This is a genomic window from Aliidiomarina celeris (assembly GCF_003316875.1).
Taxonomy (GTDB): Bacteria; Pseudomonadota; Gammaproteobacteria; order Enterobacterales; family Alteromonadaceae; genus Aliidiomarina; species Aliidiomarina celeris.
Genome location: NZ_QMIL01000002.1, coordinates 261,785 through 283,830, shown reverse-complemented (window position 1 = coordinate 283,830; position 22,046 = coordinate 261,785). Strand labels below are relative to the sequence as shown.

The window sequence follows — 22,046 nt, the reverse complement described above, 5'->3', positions numbered from 1 at the left end:
TTAACCACCGATAATCGAGAGGTTTTTAGTCGAGCCTGTTTGCTTGTCGTGCAAAAAGTGACTCACTTTCTTGCCTTGAACCGACTCCTGTATTCTCTCCATCAAGGGGCCGGGATCATCGCTTTGCATTAGGTCACGAAGACTAATATGGTTTTCGGTAAATAAGCAGAGAAACAGCGCACCACGGCTAGATACGCGAAGTCGGTTGCAATCTGCACAAAAATCTTTGCTGTAGGGCATGATTAGCCCCATCGAACCAGCAAATTCGGGGTGCACAAACTCCTGTGCGGGCCCCGCGGTTTTGCTTTTCAGGCGTTGCGTCCAGCCTTGCTCCAGTAAGGTTTCTTTAATCGACTCGCCATTTATGTGATGGCGTCGATAATAGGCGTGATTGTCTCCAGTTTGCATAAGTTCAATAAAGCGCAAAGACACGGGTCTCGTACGAATATATTCGAGAAATTCAGGTAACTCCTTACCATTGTGCTCTTTCAACAAAACGGTATTGACCTTGACACGCTTTAAGCTTGATTGCGAAGCACGATCGATTCCCTCCAGAATTTCCGGTAACTTATTCTGTCCGGTTACTAAATGAAATGTGCTGGGGTCAAGACTGTCTACGCTAACATTAACCGCGTCTAAACCGGCTTCTACCCATTTATCTAAGTCTTTCATTAACCGATAGCCGTTGGTCGTCATTGCTACCTCTTCAATACCCGGCACCGCTTTGACCGTACGTATCACGTCAACCAAATCTTTTCGTAAACAGGGCTCACCGCCGGTTAAGCGCACTTTTCGTGTTCCGAGCAGAGCAAAAGCGGTAACAACTCTTCGAATTTCATCGAGATTTATTTCTTCTTTGCGCGAGGTACAATCGGGGCCGTCAGGCAAACAGTAATCACAACGAAAGTTACAACTTTCTGTTAGGGAAAGTCGCAAATAGGTAAAACGACGGGCATACGCGTCTTGTAGCATGTTCTCACCTTTCCAAAGTCGGGAGGTTAACGCGTTTCCATGCTAACCCTGGTGGCTGAATTGCCACGGCGCACTGTCCATACAAGTTGTAACATAAGAAGCAAACTTGCTTAGGCGCAGCCGCTCGGCGGATATGCTCTAGACTAATCGATACCGCAATGAACTTTTATTCACATGAAGGGAGTGCCACGCATACCCCATAGGGGATACCTCGATGCCAACTCCTTTTACAATGGTTTAGTTAAGGCGAGAAAAATAATTGCGGTTAACGTTGTTATGGCGAGGCTAAACGCTACCACTCGGTAGTTGGGTTGTAACGGCCGATGCAGCGCAAACCAACCAAAGCCAATGTAAATCACAACACCTATAATTTTCACTGTAATCCATAAGTGCTGGCCTATCTGCCACCGAGTCACTAGGAGCAATGCTATGGCGGTTGCTAAAAGCAGTGTATCGTTCACTGGTGGCAAGCGTTTCATCCAGCCTTGGTGCGCGTAATCGTTCCCCTTAATGGAAAGCATAAAACGTATTACAAACAAGCTAATCGTAATACAGACCGTACCAATATGAAGAATCTTTAGCGCCAAATAGCCACTCATTATGCTTTCCTTAGTTTTGCGACCAGTCGGGAAATACAATCCCCTCTTTTAATTGCTTTAACTCAGGCCTATGCTCAAACGCAATTCTTTGTGCCAAGGCTTCACCCTTCGCTGTTAAGTGCACCTCAATTTTTCGCTTATCGCTTTCAGAGCGCACACGCGTCACCAAGCCTAATGCTTCGCAACGGTCCACCAACATTACGGTGCCATGGTGTTTAGCCTGTAGCTTTTCCGACAGTTCCCCCACGGTCGCCCATTTTCGTGCTTCAAAGCTTTTTGTGTGGAGTAATAATTGATATTGCAATGAGGTTACCCCATAGCTTTTACAAATTTCTTCGCTACGGCGAAGATAAACGCGCAACCGATAACGAAACTCAGACAGCCGAGAAAATTCCGATGGAGTTATTTCACTCATAATTTCTACTCCTTTGAAAGGCAATGCCTCACTTGCGAAAATGTTGCCAACCCCAACTCACCGCGTTATCCCGCCGTTCGCAGTTTTCAGGGGTGCATTTTAGCCCGTAAAGGCTTTATACTCGAGGGGCCTTTTGCCTTGCGGCGGCCCTCTTTTTGAGGCGTCATTTTATGGCGATGTAACTAGCCTACCAATAATGCAAGGTTAAACAATAACTATTAGGAACTAAGCGAATGCAAAAGAAAACTCTTACCGCGCTAGCGGTTGGTTTGGTGCTTTCAATGTCAGCCTGTTCTGACCAGCCGGCCAACACGAACGGCGCTGCCGACACTGCAGCCCAATCGATGCAAGCTGCCAATGCCGATTTTTATGCCAACAACCCGTTTGCGCAACCGTCGTCATTGCAATACGAAGCGCCCGACTTCCGTATTATTGAAGACGAGCATTTTATGCCTGCTTTTGAGCAAGGCATGGCTGAACACAAAGCAGAAATTCAGGCGATTATTAACAACCCTGAAGCGCCAACCTTCGAAAACACTATTGTTGCCATGGAAAAGAGCGGTGAGCTTCTTTCTCGTGTATCGCGTGTATTTTATAGCCTCAGTGGTACCGACAGCAACGAAGCACGGCGTGCATTGCAGCGCGAGTTGTCGCCTAAAATGTCGGCCCACTCCGACGATATTAACCTAAACCCAGATTTGTTTGCGCGGGTTGAAGCCGTTTATAACCAACGCGACTCGCTCAACCTCGATGCAGAGTCGGAGCGTCTACTGGAAGTTTATTACAACCGCTTTGTACGCTCTGGTGCTAAGTTGACCGCTGAACAACGCCAGCAAATCCGTGCTTTGAATGAAGAGCATGCCAACCTCACCACGCAGTTCTCACAGAACCAGTTGGCCATTACTCGAGCCATTGCTGTGGTAGTGGACAGCGAAGAAGAGCTCGACGGTATGTCGGCTTCGCAAATTCGTGCAGCGCGCACTGCAGCAGAAGCGGCGGGTCACGAAGGCAAATACCTGATCAGCATTACCAACACCACGCGCCAGCCTGTGCTTGCGTCACTGAACAACCGCGAATTACGCCAGCGCGTTTGGGAAGCTTCGGCTTATCGTGGTACCTCTGGTGAATACGACAACCGCCCAATTGTGAAGCGTTTAACAGAAATTCGGGCCGAGCGCGCGGAGCTCTTAGGGTACGAAAACTGGGCACAGTACCAGCTCGAAAACACCATGGCGGAGAAGCCAGAAAATGTGTACAACATGCTTGGTAGTATGGTGCCTGCAGTAGTAGAAAACACACTGCGTGAACAAGCCGACATTCAACGCATGATTGGGCGTGAAGGCGGTGATTTTGAAGTACAACCTTGGGACTGGGCATATTATGCCGAGAAAGTTCGCCAAGAACTGTACGACATGAACGAAAGTGAAGTGCGCGAATACTTTGAGTTCAACCGCGTATTGCACGACGGCGTGTTCTATACCATGTATCGCTTGTATGGCATTACCTTCAAGCTTCGCGAAGACCTACCGTCTTATCACCCAGACGTAGAAGTGTACGAAGTGTTTGATCACGACGGTACGAGCATGGCTATTTTCTATGCCGACTACTTTGCCCGTGAAGGCAAGCGTGGTGGTGCATGGATGACTTCTTTCGTAGGTCAGTCTGGCTTGCTTGAGAAAAAGCCTGTGGTTATTAACGTAATGAATATTCCAAAAGCTCCTGAAGGCGAGCCTACGTTAATTTCATACGACCATGTTACAACTATGTTCCACGAACTAGGCCATGGTATTCACGGCATGTTCTCGAAAGTGAAATACCCAACGCTTGCTGGCACTTCGGTGTCGCGCGACTTCGTTGAGTTCCCCTCTACCTTCGAGGAAGACTGGGCCGCATACCCAGATGTGCTTACCAATTACGCCAAGCACTACGAAACTGGCGAGCCGATTCCTGCAGAATTACTGCAAAAAGTGCTCGACTCACGCAGCTTTAACCAAGGCTTCGACACCCTAGAGTACATTTCGGCGGCACTACTCGACATGGAATGGCACACTTTAGGTACCGACGCTAACGTAGAAGACGTGGAAGCATTCGAAGCTGCCGCCCTTGAAAAGCATGGCGTGAACCTTCCTGCAGTTCCACCGCGCTATAAGTCAACCTACTTCAACCATTCCATTGGTGGTGGTTATTCAGCAGGTTACTATGCATACATGTGGAGTGAAATTCTAGCCGCCGACGCCTTTGCATATATGCAAACTCAAGGTGGTTTAACCCGCGAAAATGGGGGTATGTACCGCCGCAATATTCTAGAAGTTGGTAACTCACGTCCGCCAATGGAATCGTACATTCAGTTCCGTGGGCAAGAGCCAACAACCGACGCGCTGCTGATTCGTCGTGGTTTAAAAACAAACGTAGACTAAGCTTCTGGAGTTCGCAGTAAGCTAAATCAAAATGCCAGTCTTACGACTGGCATTTTTTTATACCTCTAGCCGTTCAAGTAACGCGACGAGGTCCGAATTACCTTCCGCCAACGCCTGCGCTTGTTGGTAATGCTGCTGAGCACTTTCCTGCTCGTTAAGCTGCTGGTAAATAGCACTTAAGCGTGCATGCACAAAGCCATTTCCAATGTTTTCTGGAACGTTATTTTCAGCCAATAACGTAAGTAACCTGTCGCGCCCTTGTTCCAGCGCCAACCCCGTTTCGGCAGCCATTTTGCCCCACTGATAGTCAATTTGCGCGCGTTGCTCTGCACTCACTTGCTCGGGTTCAGCCTGCACAAGACGGTCGATAATTTGCAGTTGCTCGAGTACCTTCGAACGATCGTCACTGTTATTGCGCATAAACACATAGTTCATTCGTGCACTCACAAGGTTCGGATAAGCTTCAAACCACGCGTTGTAAGCCTGCTCAATTGCTTCGTATTGGTCACTTTCACTGTTCATTAAAAAGGTAACCCGCAGCGGAAACTGCCAACCGCTCTCGAGCGCTTCTAGCCTCTCCATCAACCGACCTGCTTTTTCCTTGTCACCACCAACAATACCGGGCGCAGCAAAATAGAACATAGCTAAACTAAACACTGACACCTCATGGTTCGGATTTATCTCCACCGCCTTCTCCCAACTTTTGCGCATGCTTCGGGCAATAAATGGCATACGCATCATCGACGCGTCATTCATTTTCAACATGTCAACTTGGCCGGCTATAAAATGATAGTCAGCGGTATTGCCGTGAGCGCGCTTGAGCGAATCGAGCGCCCGCTCCGCGGCACGCCCTTTACCTTGCTCAATCAGTGCGTACACCTCGTGAAACGGCTCGGCAATGCCGCTACGAATGTCCATGGCCTGCGCTGGCAACATGAGCCCCACCAACATGAACAGACAAATGAGCGTTTTGGCTTTTAACATGGCTAGATATCCTTGTAAGGTTTAGGCGAGCATATCCGCTTTTGAACAAAAAAAAAGCGCTGGGTTCATGCCCAGCGCTTATTATTTGTTAACAAATGTTTTTTAATCGTCGATTGCACGTACTCGGCGTTCTTCATGAACGTCGCCATTACTGTCGCGCCGGCGCTCAATGATGACTTCCATGCGTTTACGGGCTTCGTCGTGGCGTGCCGCAGCTTCGCGTGCACGCGCTCGTGCTTCCTCGCGGCGTTCTTCACGAAAGCCTTGTAAACCGTCGCTAAAGCCGGCCAAGTCAATCATGCCAGTACCGTCTTGGTCAAGCCGAGCAAACATCGCTTCGGCGCGCTCACGGGCTTGCCGCTCCATCACTTCGGTCATTTCTGGCAACGACACATAGCCGTCGTTATCCAGGTCAAATTCAATAAATTGCTGCTCCCACGCGCGTGTTCGCACTTCGCGAATGCGTTCCGGCGAAGGTGGGGTTGGTGGCATGGGTGCCACAGCAGTGTCGATATGCTCAAACCACATGGTGCGGTTTTGCTCTTGCGCCATAGCAGCACCACTGAAAGCGAGTAGGACGGCTACCGCCATTGTTGTTTGCTGAAATTTAGTCATTAGGTTTTCCTCTCATTGGGTTCCGGTTGGGTCACTCACCCCACGAATATGCACCCACACTGTGCAGCAAAAATGGAGCAATTATGGAGAAACTGTGGAGTTTTGATAAACAAACCGGTAGCCCGCTCCATAAACAGACTCGATAAATTCAACATTCGGCGCTACCGCATTGAGCTTCGCCCGCACGTTCTTTATATGGCTGTCGACCGTACGGTCACTCACTACGCGGTGGTCTGGGTAGGCTTTGTTCATCAGTTCCTCGCGACTAAACACCCGCAGCGGGCGTTCGGCGAACGTCTGCAATAATTTAAACTCCAATACGGTGAGCGGTACCACCTGGTTATTCCAACTCACTTGCATGGCGTCGGCTTGAATCACTAAGCGTACATTGTCGCTGTGTGGCTGTTCATACCAACTCGCGCGCCGCAACATCGACTCTACGCGTGCCACAACTTCGCGGGGGCTAAAGGGCTTCACCAGGTAGTCGTCTGCGCCCAACTTAAGCCCTAAAACGCGATCAAGCTCGTCGCTTTTTGCGCTAATAAACAGAATTGGAACCTTACTGCGTTCACGAATTTTTCGACACACTTCTAAGCCGTCGAGCCCCGGCATCATAATATCCAGTAACACAATACTTGGCGGCTCTGTGCTGGTTTCTAAGTCAGCTAACAGCGTGTCGCCGCGCGTGAAACAGCTGCAGGCAAAGCCTGCGTGGGTTAAATAATCGCGCAGTAGGTTGCTGATCTCTAGCTCGTCGTCTGCTATCCACACCCGTTGCATCATAAGGCTGCCTTTTTTGTGGGTGTGGGTGTGGGTGTGGGTAAAGGTATGCACAGTCGCACACAGAGCCCCCCCAGAGTAGAGGGCGAAAATTCTACTCGCCCGCCATGCGCTTGCAGGATACTGCGCACGATTGCCAACCCGAGCCCACTTCCACCTTGGGCTCGGTTACGAGACAAGTCGGGCCGGTACAATCGTTCACCCAATTGGCTGCAATCTGCGGCGCTAACACTCGGCGCCGTGTCGTCGAACTGCCAACAAATTTGCTGTGAATGAAAGGCCAGCGTGCAGGCTACCTGCCCCGGCGCAGACGTATACCTGAGGCTATTCTCAAATAAGTTAACTAACGCTTGTTCAATTCGAACATAATCACAATAAACAGGCTGCGCCTGCCCCGTACAATTAAAGTGCAAGTTCAATCCGGCCGCTTCGTAACGATAACGCACACGATTGACAATACGGCTGGTTAATTCAACCACATCTGTGGGCTGCATTGTGTAGTGCAATTTTCCATGATCAGACTGCGCCAGCAAATGAAGATCTTCAGTGAGCCGAACAAGCTGCAAAACTTGCTCATATAAGCGCTGTTGGTGTTGCGGGTCTGCATTGCGAATACCGTCTTGCACCGCTTCAAGGTCGCCGCGTAATACCGTTAACGGTGTTCTCAGCTCGTGAGCTATGTCTGACAGCAACTGCTGGCGCTGCGTTCTCCCCGTCTGCAAAGCTTTTGCTAGTACCGCCATATCCTGTGTAAGCGCCGCTACCGGGTCACGCCGAGTCGCCTTTGTATGCGGGCTATCGTCCGTAGCTTCCACCTCATAATTACCCTCTGCAAGTGCTTGGCTTACCGCAGCCAAGCGCGTCAATTTGCGGCGCAACCAAAGGCTAATCCATGCAGCACTGAGCGCCGCCAGCACTACCGCAACTAAACCCGCATAAATAAATGCGTGCCCTTGTTGTGCGCGAAACACTTCGTCGATGGGCCCCACCGCTATTGCCGGTTGCGGTGCACTAAGTAATCCAACGCTCTTTGTGCCGACCAACACCGGAACCGTAACCGGGTTGTCAATCGCATTACCAAAAACCGGTTCGCCTTGCTCGGTTACCAAGCTCAACGCGGTGAATGCTAACTGGTCGTCGAAATTGAGTGCCCCAGAGCGGTTAAACAAGTCGCGTTGCACTTGCCGTAAGGCACGCTGCCAGATCAGTAGGCTCGGTGTATCGGGTGCCGATTCCTGCGCGTAGTAGTCGGCTAAGATAACGGCCACTTGGCTCAGCCGCTGGCGTTCCTGAGCAACCTGATAATTACTGAAATTATGCAAAAAATAAGCGCGCGAGCCAAAAATAAGCACCGCAATGAGCACTAAGCTTGTACTACAAATGGTTAAAAATAGGCGAATTTGAGTGTTCATGGCGTAGCAAGATCGTGCAAGGGCACTTCAGCAAAGTAAATCGCTGAGCGCGGGCCGTGGCTGGAATAATAACTTACATAAGCTGTGTCGTTTTTTATCACTAAACCGGCGTAACTGGTGTCGCCTGCGGAAGGCAAGCGCCCACACTCAGTTAATGCACCGGTATGTTCGTTCACCCATACCAAGCTGGTGCGCGCCGACACTAATTCACCGTTGTTATAACCGTACAAACGCACAACGGCCAACAGTTTACCATTTGCGAGTACTTGCATAACGGGGCCACCAATGCGTTCCGAGCTCTCCAGCCAATGCCATTGAGTATAAGGCGGGTCTGCCCAACCCAATAAAGCCGCTTGCGGGTCGCGGCGCAGCAAGCAATAGGCTTTTTGCCCTACAAAACATAGACCAGCTTCATTTGAATATTCCTGCACCTGTGGCCCACGCATGCGTTTTACCAAAGGCTCAAAGTCAACTGCGTTGGTGGTGCGGTAAAGCCGAGAATGGGAGTCGCCACCAGTTTTATAGCTAATGCCTAAGCCTTGTTGCTGGGTATTAAAAGCAACGCGCCACAACCATTGGTCGGGTTCACCAGCCGTTTTTGGGGCACTCCAGCCGTGCTTTTCACCTGTGCTAACCCAAGCAAACACTTGGTGAGAATAGCCGTGCTCTGCGCGCGGTACCCACATGGCGACCAGCAAAACTAACTCACCTTGTGGGTTTACAACTAGCTTAGGGTCGCGTAAGTCGCCACTCATTTCGAAATAGCCCACCGTGCGCCAATTTACTTTATTGGTGGAGCGAATCACGCGTATTCTGCCGTCACGCTCCATGTGCCCGGCAGATTCTCGGAACGCACACCACCAAGCACCTTGGAACCAAGCTAAGTCGGTAAAGGCATTATGCGGCGCCCGGCTCCAAATCCTGCGGGCAGAAAACAAAGGTAGCGCTTCACTCATTATGCACCGTGCCAATTTGCGTCGCCATATCGCGCAGCGCCTGATGCCACGTTGAGCTCAATGCCGACACTAAATTTGCATAGTCGGAACCTTCAACAGCAACCTGCTGGTCGGCAATACCACTTTGAATAAAATGCTCGTCGGTGTTGCGTAAGAACCACTGCACCCGCACTCTGGCTTGGCCTTCATTATTTAAGTGAAACGCGTCCACATAAAAATCAATGCGGTAATCCATAGTACGCAAGTAGCCGGTACTTAATAATGGCACCCACTGGCTATTGGGCATCAGCTGCGACATGCCTTGACGAAATTGCCGCTCAATTTGCTGTTCCAGCCTGTCTGCCCAGCGGTGTTGGCGGGTCAACCGCATTTCATTTGGCGCCTCTTCCACTACTAACGATGAGCCCGACAAAAATTCTGCAAGCCGAATGGAGCCCACGGCAACTCGAATATTGGCGTTACTTTCTGGCAACGTAAAGGCGGGCTCTGTAAGTACAAAATGGCGGATCTGCGGCGGTTCACTCGCACAACCCACAAGGCCTAAGCTCAGGGCAAACATTGAGATTAAAAATACTCTCATGGGTTTCTCCTAATCGGTGGATCTGCCGGTATTTCGGTGTCAAAAAAAAGTGCCCGCGGACTGTCGCGCAGCGTTTCGCCAAACGGCTCTAGGTCTCGTAATATGCTGTTAAGTCGCTCAATGGAGCGCGTCAGTTCGTTGTACGCAGGCGCGTCTATAGAATAGCCAGCAAAGGTACGCTCTAATTCATCGAGCGCCCGAACGAGCGCACTGGGTAATTCCAGCATATCTTCTTGGGCTAACAGCACACTCAGTTGTTCGCTGGCGTTGGCAATAGCTGCCAGTGTGGCCTCCGAGTTTTCTAGGGTTTGCGTGGCGGTGTCTACAAACTCACTTAAACGAATGTTGTTTAAACTATCCAATAGCGCCGTTAATTTTTGGTCCAGCTGGGTAAAGCTATTGGTCACCGAAGGAAATAAAGGAAGCTCTGATTCCACCTGCGTCAATAACAACGGTTCGTCTGGATAAAAGTTCAAGTCGACGAATAATGCACCGGTTAACAAATTACCCGCTCGTAAACTGGCACGTAACCCTTGCTGAAACATAAGAGGTAACTGCTGTTGCCAGCGGCTCAATGCCTCGGCATTCACCTGCCCGCCCAAACGCTCGGGCTCAATACGAATAACCACGGGTATTTTCATTTCAAGCAACGAAGCCGAAGAGCCGACTACGCCCCGATACGGCACTTGCTCTACAGTGCCAACGCGAACGCCTTTATATTCAACCGGCGAACCTTTATTCAGCCCACGCACACTGTCTTCGAACAACACAATAAAGCGAACCACCTCAGTAAAGCGTGCTTGCCGAGCGTCTTCTTCACTGCCATAGAGTTCGAAAGCGCTACTTTGCGCCACCACTGGGCCTGGATCTGAACCGTCGAACACGGCGAAACTCACGCCACCGCCAATTAAAGACTCAAGTGAGCCTATCTCTACCCGCACGCCTTGCGAGTCGAGATCCATTTTTGCGCCAGCACTCATCCAAAAACGAACATTTTCGGTCACCAGTTGGTCATAAGGCGCTTGCACAAAAACCTGGTAATTCATATGGCGCTCTTCTGGGTCAAAATCGATACGCTCAACCCGCCCCACCCGATACCCACGAAACAGTACCGGGTCGCCCACGCCTAGCATACCGGCGTCGGCCGACTGTAATTCTATTCGCACGCCTTGCATGGAACTCGGTGTAATCGGCGGCGTGTCGAGTGCCACAAAGCGGCGTTGGTTGTCGGCTGCTTGACCAGGTTCCAACTGAATAAACGCGCCCGACAACAAGGTGGTTAAACCGCTAATACCTTCACGGCCTACCCGCGGCTTTACCACCCAAAACTCGGTACCGCTATTCAGTAGGCGTTCCGTGTCTTGGTACATGCGCACCTCAACAATTGCACTGGTGAGTTGTGCCGATAAGCGCACCGACTCCACACGGCCCACGGCAACGTCTTGCGCTTTCACAAGTGTTTTCCCTGCCTCAATACCTTCGGCACTGTCTACCTCAATGGTTACCAAAGGGCCGCGACTGGTAATAGTGTCGTAGGCCATCCACACGCCAATAGCGAGGGCGACAATAGGCACCAACCATACGGAACTTATGCGTCGGCTTACTTGTCGTTCTGCGCGCACAAGCGGCTGTTTTTCTGAGCTCATGGTTTTTGTCCAGTTTCAATCATGTTAAGCGTACTGTGTTGTTCGGAACTCGACTGCCACAGTAGCCGAGGGTCGAACACCATGGCTGCGATCATGGTAATAATAACCACTGCAGCGAAGGCGGCTGCCGCTGTTCCCGGATAAATACTAAGAATAACGCCAGCCTGAATGAGTGCCACCATAATGGCAACTACAAAAACGTCTATCATCGACCAACGGCCCACGAGTTCGGTGTAACGATACCAACGCATTCGCCGTTGTGTCGCTTGTGCCTGTGGGTGCGCGGCAAGCCAACACAAGTAACTTAACACTAAAATTTTCGCAATGGGCACAATAAAACTAGCCACAAAAATTACCAGTGCAACGAAGTAACTCTCCATTTCAATCATTTGCAGAACCCCACCTAAAATAGTGGAATAAGTGGTACCGCCCACACTTACGGTTTCCATCATGGGGTATAAATTTGCGGGTACATACAGCACCACGGCGGTGAGTAGCAGCGCCCAGGTTGCTTGTAGCCGCTGTGGCGAAGGCCGCGCGAGTGGGGTATGACAGCGCATACAGGTGGGCTGCGTGTCGTGGTTAATTAAGCCGCAACATGGGCATCCCACAGCCTGCTGTTCAGTCGCCGTGGCGCCAGTTCGAATGCCGAGCGGTGGTTTTGGCTCGCCTTTTAACGCAAACCAAAGCCAGTCGGCGTCTACTAAACTTACGGTTTTCACCAATAAAACAACGTAGCCGCAAAAAGCAACAAAGGACCAGCCATAGTCAATTTCTGCCATGCCCACAAGCTTGGCTAAGCTCACCAATACGCCCACCAAAAACACGTCGGTCATCAACCAAGGTTTCATTTTGCTTAAATTTCGGGCTAACACCATAGCGCCAGGGAATACACGGTTGTCGAGTCGCTTTTGCGCTATCACGCTGCTATACAAATACAGCACCGAAATAAGAAATATGCCGGGTAAAATTATAATGGCTAAAGCAATAAGCAAAGCAAGTAGCGGCCAGTCGTTATTGAACATGGCCAAGGCGGCGTCGGCCAGCACAATCTCTTGCCGGTTGCCAGCCAACGTAAAGGCAAGGAATGGAAAAGGAAGAGTGAGCAAAAGCATGGCTAGCGCGCCACTGCCATAAGCGAGAACCCGTTGGCCGGCACTACTATGGCGATGCGCAAGTTCGCGGCCACAGCGCGGGCAGCACGCCACTTCGTTGGCTCGTAGCACTGGCAACGCCGACACCCAGTCACATTCTGGGCAGGCTCGCCAGCGACGGCTACTCATTACGACTCGCTTTTCTCGTTAGCAGCAAGCAAGGCTTCAACCTGCTGCTCTAATGCGTCTATGCGGGTGCGTAAATGCAATACCATGTTCTGTTGCACCTCTAGTTCGTCGCGCGTTACCACGTCGAGCTTACCCAGTTGTTGCTGTAGGCTTTGTTTTACTTTTTGTTCAAGATTGTCGGCAGCACCCCGAACACCCGGTGGAATACTCTCGGTGATTTGGCGGGCGAGTTGCTCAATTTTTTTTCCGTCGATCATGATTATTCCTATGTTTTAGGGCTTGGTTTATGCGGTTAATATAGCACGCCTTTTGCTGTATTCCCGGATTTTACACAAGCAAAACACATTCAGCCTAGCGTGCTTTTAAGGTACACTTCACCGCACATTAAATCTTCATTTAATACAGGTCGTTCGCCTTCATGCAACTCAATCCGCAACAACAAAGCGCTGTAGAGCATACAACCGGTCCGCTACTGGTTTTGGCCGGTGCGGGGAGCGGCAAAACGCGAGTAATTACCGAAAAAATTGCCCATTTAATTACCGAATGTGACTACCAACCACGCCATATTGCCGCCGTTACCTTTACCAACAAGGCCGCGCGAGAAATGCGTGAGCGTATAGGTCAGCGGTTAGGGCGGGCTAATACTCGCGGCCTGCGGGTGTCGACCTTTCACACGTTAGGCCTCGACCTCATTCGGCGAGAGAGTATGCATTTGGGCTTTAAGCCGGGCTTTTCCCTATTCGACGACCAAGACACCTACGCGCTTCTCAACGCCTTAAGTGAACAAACACTGAACGGCGACAAAGCCCTTATCCAGCGTTTACAACAGCAAATTGGCCAGTGGAAAAACGCCATGCTGCTTCCTGATCAACTTCACCTGGGGTCAGACCCCGACGCACAGCTTTTCGCTCAACTTTACACCGACTACCAACGCCATTTAAAAGCCTATAACGCGCTCGACTTCGACGACCTTATTTTGCTTCCTACCTTGTTATTGAAGCAAAACGAATCGGTACGTACGCGCTGGCAACAGCGCATTCAGTATCTGCTGGTAGACGAGTATCAAGACACTAACACCAGCCAGTATCAACTGGTCAAACTCTTGGTAGGTGACCGCGCGCGCTTCACCGTAGTTGGCGACGACGACCAAAGTATTTATTCATGGCGCGGCGCTCAGCCCGAAAACCTTGCGTTGTTGCAAAGTGACTTCCCGTCGTTAAAAGTGATCAAACTCGAACAAAATTACCGTTCCGTGGGGCGGGTGCTAAAGTCGGCCAACATACTCATCGCCAATAACCCGCACGTATTCGAAAAGAAGCTGTTTTCACAAATGGAGTATGGCGAGCCGTTGCGGGTGATCTACGGTCGCAACGAGGAAAATGAAGCAGAGCGGGTTGTTGCCGAAATTGTTCGCGAGCGTTTCCTAAGCCAAACACGCTACGGCGAATATGTAATTTTGTATCGCGGAAACCACCAGTCGCGGGTTTTTGAAAAAGCCCTTATGGCAAACCGTATTCCCTACAAAATTACTGGTGGACAGTCGTTTTTCGCGCGCGCCGAAGTAAAAGACATTATGGCGTACTTACGCTTAGTGGTGAACCCTACTGACGACAACGCCTTACTGCGTATTATCAATACACCGCGGCGTGGCATTGGCCCTAGCACGTTGGAGCGCATTGGCCAACTCGCGCACCAGCAAAATATAAGCTTGTTCGAAGCCTGCCAACACCCAGGGCTCAAAACAATTCTGGCAACCCGCGCTTATCAAGACGTTGAGCAGTTCAGCAGCATGATTACACAAGCCATGCGCGACGCGAGCGGCGATCAAACCGATATTATCGCTGCGGTAAAGACGCTGATTCAACAAACCGGGTACGAAGACTTTTTGTTTGAAACCAGCCCGAGCGCTGCAGCCGCAGAGATGCGGGTAAAGAACATTAATGAACTTTACCGCTGGGTGGTTGGCATGATTGAAGGCGACGCCGATCATGACCCGATGAATTTGGAGCAAGTGGTTGCGCGGTTGGTGCTGCGCGACATGCTGTCGCGCCAAGACGAAGAAGACGACAGTGATCAAGTACAGCTGATGACCCTGCACTCCTCAAAAGGCCTAGAGTTTCCCTATGTATTTATGGTGGGCATGGAAGAAGGGCTGTTACCGCACCAAACCAGTATCGACAACGACGATATAGAAGAAGAGCGCCGGCTTGCCTATGTGGGGATTACGCGTGCGCAGCAAAAATTAACCTTTACCATGGCTAAAGAACGCCGTCAGTTTGGTGAGTTAATTCGGCCGGAGCCAAGTCGCTTTTTGCTTGAATTGCCACAAGACGACGTAGCATGGGAAGACCAAAAAAAGAAAGTAAGCGAGGAAGAGCAGCTCGAAAAGAACGCCGCCCATGTTGCGCGCATTCGCGCTATGCTGAATCGTTAACCCGTCGTTTCGGCACGCTAGCAACTAACGCCGATTGCGGCGACGCTAGTTCTTCAGGTTTACTGAGTAAGTGCCCCTGACCAAAATGAACGCCTAATTCATGCAGCTGTTTGAGTTGGCTTTCCGACTCTATGCCTTCTGCGGTGAGGCGTATGCCAAGCTCTTCGCACAGGGTAACCACGTGCCGGACCATAGCTTGCGCCCGATCTTTCTTCGCCACTTGGGCCACAAAGCGATGATCAAGCTTAACCATGTCGAATGGGAAATTATAAATAAATTGCAGCGGCCCTGAACCACGACCAAAATCGTCGAGTGCCAACTGTACGCCAAACTCTTTGAGCCTGCGTAAACTTGCGAGCAAGCGGCGTGGGTCTTCGTTCAGCAGTGCTTCTTCGTTAAACTCAAAAACTAACGCAGTCGCATTCACGCCCAGCTGCTCAACCGTATCCATAATACGCTGCACATGCCGTGTTCTTAATAAATGTTGAATCGACAAATTAAGGTGTATTGGTGCGGTTTTTAAACCTGCTTTGTCGCGATCACACAGCAGTTCACAGGCTTGAGCAAGCATCCAATTGTCGAGTTCTAAAATAGCGCCTGAACGCTCGGCTAGAGCCATAAAGTCGGCGGGCCGAACAATTTCGTCACCTTTCTTCCAGCGCATCAGGAGCTCATAGCCCGCAACGGTTTTTACGTCTAGGTCGTAGAGTTCTTGGTACCAAAGCACAAAGTCTTCGTTCACTTGCGCGTGGCGCAGCGCCGTTTCTTGATTAATTGCCGCCACCAAACCACTGCGAATGGTTTCGTCGAACACCACATAGCGGCCTCGGCCCATGCTCTTCGCTTCGTACATGGCGGCATCGGCGTCACGCAAAAGCCGCTCTACCGTGTCTGCCTCGTCACGCCATGTGGCAATACCGATACTGGCGCCACTAAAATGCTCCTGCCCTTCCAACACGAAGGGCGCACGCATAAGCTCAATAATTCGAGCCGCAACGTCTTTAACGTCGTCAAGGTGAACAATACGGTCGAGTAATACCACAAACTCGTCACCACCAAGCCGCGCCAGTAAATCGTGCTCCCGAATAGTTCCACTCAAACGCTCACTCACCTCGAGTAAGAAGGTGTCACCGGCGGAGTGCCCTAAGGTGTCGTTAATGTTTTTAAAGCGATCAAGATCAACAAACAAAATGGCAAAATATTCTTTATTTCTTCGCTTTTGCGCCGCTAACGCTTGCCGTACACGATCGGTAAACATGGCGCGGTTCGGTAGCCCTGTAAGCGTATCATGGTGCGCGTCGTGGTAGAGCCGTGCTTCTATTTTCTTCCGCCGCTCAATTTCTTCAACGAGCTCTTCGGTTCGTTCAGCAATTCGTTTTTCCAGAAATACATTGGCGCGAGCGAGCTTTTCTGCCGAGCGCCGACGCTCAATCGCCACCGCCACGTGCTGGGAAACGAAATTTAAGAGCTCAAGGTCGTCTGTGCTGTAGCGCTGTTCGTCGCTGTACGTTTGTACTGCCAGCACACCAAACACTTCGCCGTTCATGGTCAGCGGCGAGCCTAGCCATTCGCGCGCTAATTTACCGTGGTCTCCCGCACTTACTACTTCGCCGCGCCGGATTAAGTCGTCGCGTTTGCTTGCATTCACAAACACCGGCCGGCCGGTTCTCAGTACGTACTCAGTTAACCCTTTTTGTAATCGGCGTTGCCGTGCCTCAAAGCCGCTTTCGTCAACATAATACGGGAAATATACTTGCTGCTGATTTTCTGTCAGCAGTGCCACATAAAAGTTATCGGCGTTTAATAATTTGTCGATTTGCCGATGTAAATCGCTGTAAAACGCGCGCATATCTTCGGCGGTATTTGTTAACTCAGAAATGGCGTAAAGCACGCTGGTTTGTAGTTCCGCCTTTTCCCGGTCCGTGACTTCTTTTAATAAGTTTTCGTTGGCAAACCGTAATTCGGCGGTTTGATGCTGAATTTCCTTTTCCATCCATTCGCGTTGCCGGAAACGCTCTAAGGCATTCACCACGTGCTGCGAAACGAACATCAGAAGTTCTAGATCGTCTTCTTGATACCGCACTTCCTCTGCGTAGCTTTGCACCACCATGGCGCCAATTACTTCGTCGCCAAGCACCAAAGGCACCCCGAGCCAATCAACCGGCAATGCCCCCATACTTTGCACTTCGCCACTTTCGGCTAACTCTTTAATACGTGCTTTAGTTGCAAGGAGCGGCTCGGCCGTGCGCAAAATATAGCCGGTCATACCACGCATAAGTGCGTCTACCGGAACTTCAGCTATGAAATCGGCGGAGTCATATTCGTCGGCAAAATAAGGGAAACTAAAGGAAGTGCGGTTTTCGTTATAAAGGCAAATATAGAAGTTTCGGGCAGCCATAAGTTGGCCAATAATGCGATGCACCGAGGCATACAGCTGCTCCATGCTTTGTGCAGAACTGGCTAATTCAGAAATACGGAAAAGCGCCTGCTGAATGACTTCAGCTTGCCGATACTTCTGAGTCAGTGACTTGAGCCGCTCAACCACTTTTTCTAAGCGTCGAACTTTGTCTGCGTCACTCACCTGTACACCTTTCGGCGGCACTTGCGAAAACGAACTCACTCGCTCTCTATCCCTCATTTTCTTGCTTTGTTAATGTTAGTTGTCTACCTCTACGGGCGTAACAAATCAACTCAGCAAACACATTCAATATGCGTGTTGTTATATGATTGTTGTTAAGGCTTCAAGTGTTGAGTATAACTTGAGCGTTCGAAGATGAAAAGCATTCTGGTTCGACCTCGGATATAAAAAAACCGCCCGAAGGCGGTTTTCTAGCTAATTAATTGATCTCTAATTAATTATAGGTCTGAAATCATGTATTCAATTGCGGCGAGAATTTCATCGTCAGAACAATTCATACAAGTACCACGCGGTGGCATGGCATTAAAACCATTGATTGAGTGGTCGAGTAACACGTCCATACCTTGGGCAATTCGTGGTTCCCAGTCTTCTGCCACATTACGCTTCGGCGCACCCAGTACACCGCTGTTGTGGCATGCAGCACACGATGCATTAAATACTTGCTCTCCAGAGCGTTCGCCCGCCTGTTGCCCTGCTGACGCAGTGTTCTCTTCCGCACCTGCAACCCGTACTTTTGCAACTGGTTTAATACGTTCAGCAATAGCTTCACGCGACATGTCTTGTGTTGCCGCCATTACACTTCCTGCCACGGCAACACCCGCAACAACAGCTAGAATGTGTTTCCACTTAAACTGGGTTAAAAATTTCACGATACGCTCCTGAGCTTTATTACTGCCGAAACTGAATACAATTTTCGCCGATTATACGGTTTTCAAGCCGTAACGTAAACGGATTGATGAATATGTATTCAACCTACTTTAATCTACGCCACATTCCCTTGATAAAGATCAATGATAAACTGAAGCTACTGCGACTTATATAGAGGCAAATGTGAGCTCTGTTGCCAACACTTTACACAAAAACCTTGATCAGACAAAACCACTACAGCGAAAAATTGCTTTACTCGATCTAGACGCGTTTTTTGCGGCCGTAGAAGTTCAAAAAGATCCCAAGCTGGCCAAAGTGCCTTTCGCGGTGGGCGGCGGTGGGGAACGTGGCGTTGTAGCAACCTGTAATTACTTAGCGCGTAAATTCGGTGTTCGTAGCGCTATGTCGGGTTATAAAGCCCGCAAGCTGTGCCCAGAACTTATTTTTGTAGCACCAGACATGGCCGCATACCGAAAGGTTTCGCAACAGGTAAAAACCATATTGCTGGGTTACACCTCGTGCGTTGAGCCGGCATCCATTGACGAATTCTATCTTGATCTCACCCATGTTACGGTTCATCACGGTAGCGCGACATTGATTATGGAGGCCATTCGCAGCGAACTCCGCGCGCTGGGCATTACCGCTTCTGCTGGTATTTCGAATCAGAAAATGGTGGCTAAAATTGCTTCCAACCACAATAAACCAGACGGCCAGTTTGTGGTTCCACCCAAGCAAGTGGTGCCTTATTTAGCTACGCTACCCTTAGCAAAAATTCCGGGAGTAGGCCCTAAAAGCCAAGAAAAACTGGCCATAGCAGGGTTTCGAACAGGTCGTGATGTACAACAAGCCGAGCTCAGTAGAATTCAAAGCGTACTTGGTGAACACAGTGGCTATATTTTGCACCAACGCTGTTTGGGGTTTGACCCACGCGAAGTTGAAACCGACCGCGTGCGCAAACAAATTAGTGTTGAAGACACATTTTTACGCGACATTTACGGGTTGAAAGAGGCCGAGCAGCTACTCGAGAACATGTTGCTGCCAGCCCTGCGCAAACGCCTTAAACAGCAAAGTTGGCAGCAAACCCGTATTCGTACCCAAACCATTAAACTTAAATTCAATGATTTTCAGCAAACTACCTTATCGCGCGCGGCCAACAAGGTATCGCCGTCACTCTTTTACCAATTATTGAAAGAGGCATGGACGCGGGCGAACGGCCGTGGTGTGCGTTTAATGGGCGTTGGTATTACCCTGCCCGATCCCGACGAAAATCGTCAGTTAGAGCTGGATTTAGAGTGACTGTGCCACCTGCGCTGTGGGCTGAATGCGGCAGTTCCCTTGCAGCGGCCGCTGTGCCGGATTAAACCCAAGCTCATTGAGCAGGTCATTGGCATTATAGTAATAGCCAAGCAACCACAGCACGTAACGCACGTCTACATGAATTAACCGATGATGGGTGCGTTCATACACCCATTCGCTCATGGTCGATTCGGCCATAAGGTCAAACACTAAACCCACCAAGCGCCCTTCGGTGTTAAATGTCGGTGAGCCCGAACTGCCTAGTGTACCGTCGGCTGTACTAATAAAGTTTACCGGTACGGAGCGGCGCGACACGCTACTAAAGCATTGCTGGCCATGGCGCTCCACCATAGTACGAAAGCGCCTTGGTAACGACTGATCTTCCGTTTCAATCAAGTGATCTCTAAATACATCTAAGTAAGTTAGCGCTAAGCGAAAATGATTGGGGTTGTCGTCGGGCCGATACCCTAACACCTGGCCTTCGCTAATGCGCAAGGTGCGATTCGCATTTGCTGGCAGCGTTCGCCCTTGGGTTTGGTCGAATTCCCGCTGCGCGGCAATCATTCGCGGGCGCGCATAAGCAATACGGCCACGGCTGTCGATTTCACGCGCGTCCATGGCCAACCGGTCGTTAAATGTTTGGGTGGCAAACATAAGCCAAGGCTCTTGTGAACTTTCAATATCTTTTAACGGCCGCTCAAACCAAGTTTCTCGTTGATCGTCGTCGAGCAACTGCGGCTCGGTGTACAGTTGCTCAACACGCGCTTGCAACTGTTCCAAGGTTACCCCGTCTTGGAGGTTGAAAAAGGCGGTAACTGCAGGCATTTGTTGGCTGGCGGGTAGCTCCTGGTAACGCTGTAACAAATACACCAGAATTGCTTTTTCGAGCTCAATATCAAGCCGACCCGCAAAAGATTCAAGCTGCGCCTGCAAGTTATATAAATCGCGCTGTTGAAAACCTCGCGCGCGAATATCTGCAGGTAAGGTTTGTTCATAAGCGTAGCGGTGCACCAATAACGCCGAACCTGGTAAGCTTAGCTCTTGTAAAAAGCGCCACCACAGTTGCTGTGGCATCCATAAACGGTCTTCGGCGAGTTGCTGCTGCAACGTCCACCACGCATTACTATAGGTTGCCTCCCGCTCGGCGTCGGCCAACCAATTGAGCAACGCCACCTGATTACGTTCCGACTTTTGCTGCATACCATGCTCTTGATACTCACGCAGCTGCGCTTCTAAATTAGTAATTTGGTTTTGCAAACGCAACAACGTGGGCTGATACCGAATGGAGCGCATCTCGTCGCCGCTTACATTGTCTTTAATAAGCTGATAAAAGTCGCGCAAATAACGTAAGTGTTGCGGATATTGCTCACTAAAAGCCCACTGCATTTCGGCGGCCGTTCGAAAGCGTTGGGTTGTGCCCGGATAACCCGCCACACGCACCATGTCGAAAAACGTTAGGTGGGAGTCTGCCACTTGCGCGAAGTCGCCGGACTGATAGGGAATATTCGTTTCATTGTAGTCTGCCGGATGGCCGTTGGGGTCGGTATAAACCCGCATAATTGCAACGTCTGCGGCAAAGCGCGGCCATTGCCAGTTTGCCGCTTCGCCACCGAATAATGCCACCTCATTTGCGGGTACAAATACCAACCGAACGTCGCGAAAACGCTGCTCACGTACTAACAAATAATTTAAACCGTCTTGGTGTTCTTGCACCTGGCAGCGCTGGTGCGCAAAGGTACTTTCACAGGCTGACAAAATACGATTCCGATTACGGGTTAAACGTAAATGGCGCTCGCGTGGTGACATCCGCTCTGTTACACCCTCTAACATGGCAGCGGTAATGTCTTCTTGAGAAAGGGTAATGGAGGCAAAAAAACCCGGCGCAGCGGGCAGTTCCTGCGACTGTTCTTCGGCTAAATACCCACGCCGACGAATGCGCCGGTTTTCGGTACTCAGCATTTGCATGGTTTCTTCAATACAATGGGCATTCGTCATCAGCAGCCCTTGTGCCGATACAAATACACCGCTGCACGAGCCAACCCGCACCACTGCTCCTAATGGAATGTTATTGATAAGATCGGGTTGTTCACTGGGCAACCACATTCCTTCTGAAGCACGCGCAGTCATACCAAAGGCGAGTAACACCAAACCGGCACCCGCAATTAATCCATTAAAAAACTGCTTCATATATGAGCCTTTGTGCTGAGCATTTTGCTCGAGAAAAAAATAGCAGCCTAGTGTGCCGTTAACAGGACGCTTACTATAACCGATTTACGCACATTTTACATAAATGCAACACACATAGTTTCGGTGCGTTCGGTTAATTTTTCTGCTACAATCCCGCGCTTTCAAAAAGCGACTAAAAGGAGCA

At 50.2% G+C, this 22,046-nt stretch carries 18 protein-coding genes and 1 riboswitch; of the genes, 3 read left to right on the top strand and 15 right to left on the bottom strand.

The genetic code is table 11. The annotated features are described in order from the left end of the window. The 3 genes from moaA to DQW12_RS05520 all read right to left on the bottom strand — a co-directional run bounded on the left by moaA (position 1) and on the right by DQW12_RS05520 (position 1,986). Positions 1-972 carry a GTP 3',8-cyclase MoaA gene (gene moaA, locus DQW12_RS05530; protein WP_113906853.1) on the bottom strand — a complete coding sequence of 324 codons (972 nt, stop codon included), beginning with the start codon at positions 970-972 and terminating at the stop codon, positions 1-3. Further along, a riboswitch (molybdenum cofactor riboswitch) is annotated at positions 962-1,114 on the bottom strand. (Overlaps the previous gene by 11 nt.) 85 nt (positions 1,115-1,199) lie before the next feature. After that, positions 1,200-1,571 carry a SirB2 family protein gene (locus DQW12_RS05525; protein WP_113906852.1) on the bottom strand — a complete coding sequence of 124 codons (372 nt, stop codon included), beginning with the start codon at positions 1,569-1,571 and terminating at the stop codon, positions 1,200-1,202. Positions 1,572-1,581: 10 nt separating this feature from the next. Then, a complete protein-coding gene (locus tag DQW12_RS05520; RefSeq protein WP_113906851.1) occupies positions 1,582-1,986 on the bottom strand; it encodes a MarR family winged helix-turn-helix transcriptional regulator in 405 nt (134 codons plus the stop codon). Positions 1,987-2,219: 233 nt separating this feature from the next. Between DQW12_RS05520 and DQW12_RS05515 the strand changes: the two genes are divergently transcribed. Continuing rightward, positions 2,220-4,403, top strand: coding sequence for a M3 family metallopeptidase (locus tag DQW12_RS05515; protein WP_113906850.1), 2,184 nt, complete (start codon positions 2,220-2,222; stop codon positions 4,401-4,403). A gap of 57 nt (positions 4,404-4,460) precedes the next feature. Here DQW12_RS05515 and DQW12_RS05510 read toward each other — a convergent pair whose 3' ends face one another. From DQW12_RS05510 to ubiK, 9 genes are all read right to left on the bottom strand, one after another. Beyond that, on the bottom strand, positions 4,461-5,387 hold the full coding sequence (locus DQW12_RS05510; RefSeq protein WP_113906849.1) for a tetratricopeptide repeat protein: 927 nt from the start codon (positions 5,385-5,387) through the stop codon (positions 4,461-4,463). 102 nt (positions 5,388-5,489) lie between these two features. Then, positions 5,490-6,002 carry an EF-hand domain-containing protein gene (locus tag DQW12_RS05505; RefSeq protein ID WP_113906848.1) on the bottom strand — a complete coding sequence of 171 codons (513 nt, stop codon included), beginning with the start codon at positions 6,000-6,002 and terminating at the stop codon, positions 5,490-5,492. An 81-nt stretch (positions 6,003-6,083) separates the two neighbouring features. After that, positions 6,084-6,785, bottom strand: coding sequence for a response regulator (locus DQW12_RS05500; protein ID WP_232819893.1), 702 nt, complete (start codon positions 6,783-6,785; stop codon positions 6,084-6,086). After that, complete coding sequence (locus DQW12_RS05495; RefSeq protein WP_113906847.1) at positions 6,782-8,194, bottom strand: ATP-binding protein; 1,413 nt, start codon at positions 8,192-8,194, stop codon at positions 6,782-6,784. The genes DQW12_RS05500 and DQW12_RS05495 overlap by 4 nt, the downstream gene beginning before the upstream one ends. Next, entirely contained in the window at positions 8,191-9,150 is a 960-nt protein-coding gene (locus tag DQW12_RS05490; RefSeq protein ID WP_113906846.1) for an exo-alpha-sialidase, read from the bottom strand. The genes DQW12_RS05495 and DQW12_RS05490 overlap by 4 nt, the downstream gene beginning before the upstream one ends. Beyond that, the gene (locus DQW12_RS05485) at positions 9,143-9,730 is read right to left on the bottom strand and encodes a PqiC family protein (protein ID WP_113906845.1); all 588 of its coding nucleotides are present in this window, start codon (positions 9,728-9,730) and stop codon (positions 9,143-9,145) included. The genes DQW12_RS05490 and DQW12_RS05485 overlap by 8 nt, the downstream gene beginning before the upstream one ends. Further along, on the bottom strand, positions 9,727-11,376 hold the full coding sequence (gene pqiB, locus DQW12_RS05480; RefSeq protein ID WP_113906844.1) for an intermembrane transport protein PqiB: 1,650 nt from the start codon (positions 11,374-11,376) through the stop codon (positions 9,727-9,729). Before pqiB ends, DQW12_RS05485 begins: the two co-directional genes overlap by 4 nt. Continuing rightward, entirely contained in the window at positions 11,373-12,659 is a 1,287-nt protein-coding gene (locus DQW12_RS05475) for a paraquat-inducible protein A (RefSeq protein WP_113906843.1), read from the bottom strand. The genes pqiB and DQW12_RS05475 overlap by 4 nt, the downstream gene beginning before the upstream one ends. Then, positions 12,659-12,916, bottom strand: a complete 258-nt coding sequence (ubiK, locus tag DQW12_RS05470) for a ubiquinone biosynthesis accessory factor UbiK (RefSeq protein ID WP_113906842.1) — start codon at positions 12,914-12,916, stop codon at positions 12,659-12,661. The genes DQW12_RS05475 and ubiK overlap by 1 nt, the downstream gene beginning before the upstream one ends. 161 nt (positions 12,917-13,077) lie before the next feature. Here ubiK and rep point away from each other — a divergent pair, with 161 nt between their 5' ends. Next, the gene (gene rep, locus DQW12_RS05465; RefSeq protein ID WP_113906841.1) at positions 13,078-15,093 is read left to right on the top strand and encodes a DNA helicase Rep; all 2,016 of its coding nucleotides are present in this window, start codon (positions 13,078-13,080) and stop codon (positions 15,091-15,093) included. On the opposite strand, the gene DQW12_RS05460 is transcribed toward rep, so the two are convergent. Next, positions 15,077-17,713 carry an EAL domain-containing protein gene (locus tag DQW12_RS05460; RefSeq protein ID WP_232819892.1) on the bottom strand — a complete coding sequence of 879 codons (2,637 nt, stop codon included), beginning with the start codon at positions 17,711-17,713 and terminating at the stop codon, positions 15,077-15,079. The genes rep and DQW12_RS05460 overlap by 17 nt on opposite strands. A gap of 236 nt (positions 17,714-17,949) precedes the next feature. Continuing rightward, positions 17,950-18,381, bottom strand: a complete 432-nt coding sequence (locus DQW12_RS05455) for a c-type cytochrome (protein ID WP_370444350.1) — start codon at positions 18,379-18,381, stop codon at positions 17,950-17,952. 181 nt (positions 18,382-18,562) lie between these two features. Here DQW12_RS05455 and dinB point away from each other — a divergent pair, with 181 nt between their 5' ends. Continuing rightward, positions 18,563-19,675 carry a DNA polymerase IV gene (gene dinB / locus DQW12_RS05450; protein WP_113906839.1) on the top strand — a complete coding sequence of 371 codons (1,113 nt, stop codon included), beginning with the start codon at positions 18,563-18,565 and terminating at the stop codon, positions 19,673-19,675. On the opposite strand, the gene DQW12_RS05445 is transcribed toward dinB, so the two are convergent. Next, positions 19,667-21,862 (bottom strand): S46 family peptidase, encoded by a 2,196-nt coding sequence (locus tag DQW12_RS05445; RefSeq protein ID WP_113906838.1) that lies wholly within the window; start codon positions 21,860-21,862, stop codon positions 19,667-19,669. The two genes, dinB and DQW12_RS05445, sit on opposite strands and share 9 nt — an antisense overlap. Between the last annotated feature and the right edge of the window lie 184 nt (positions 21,863-22,046).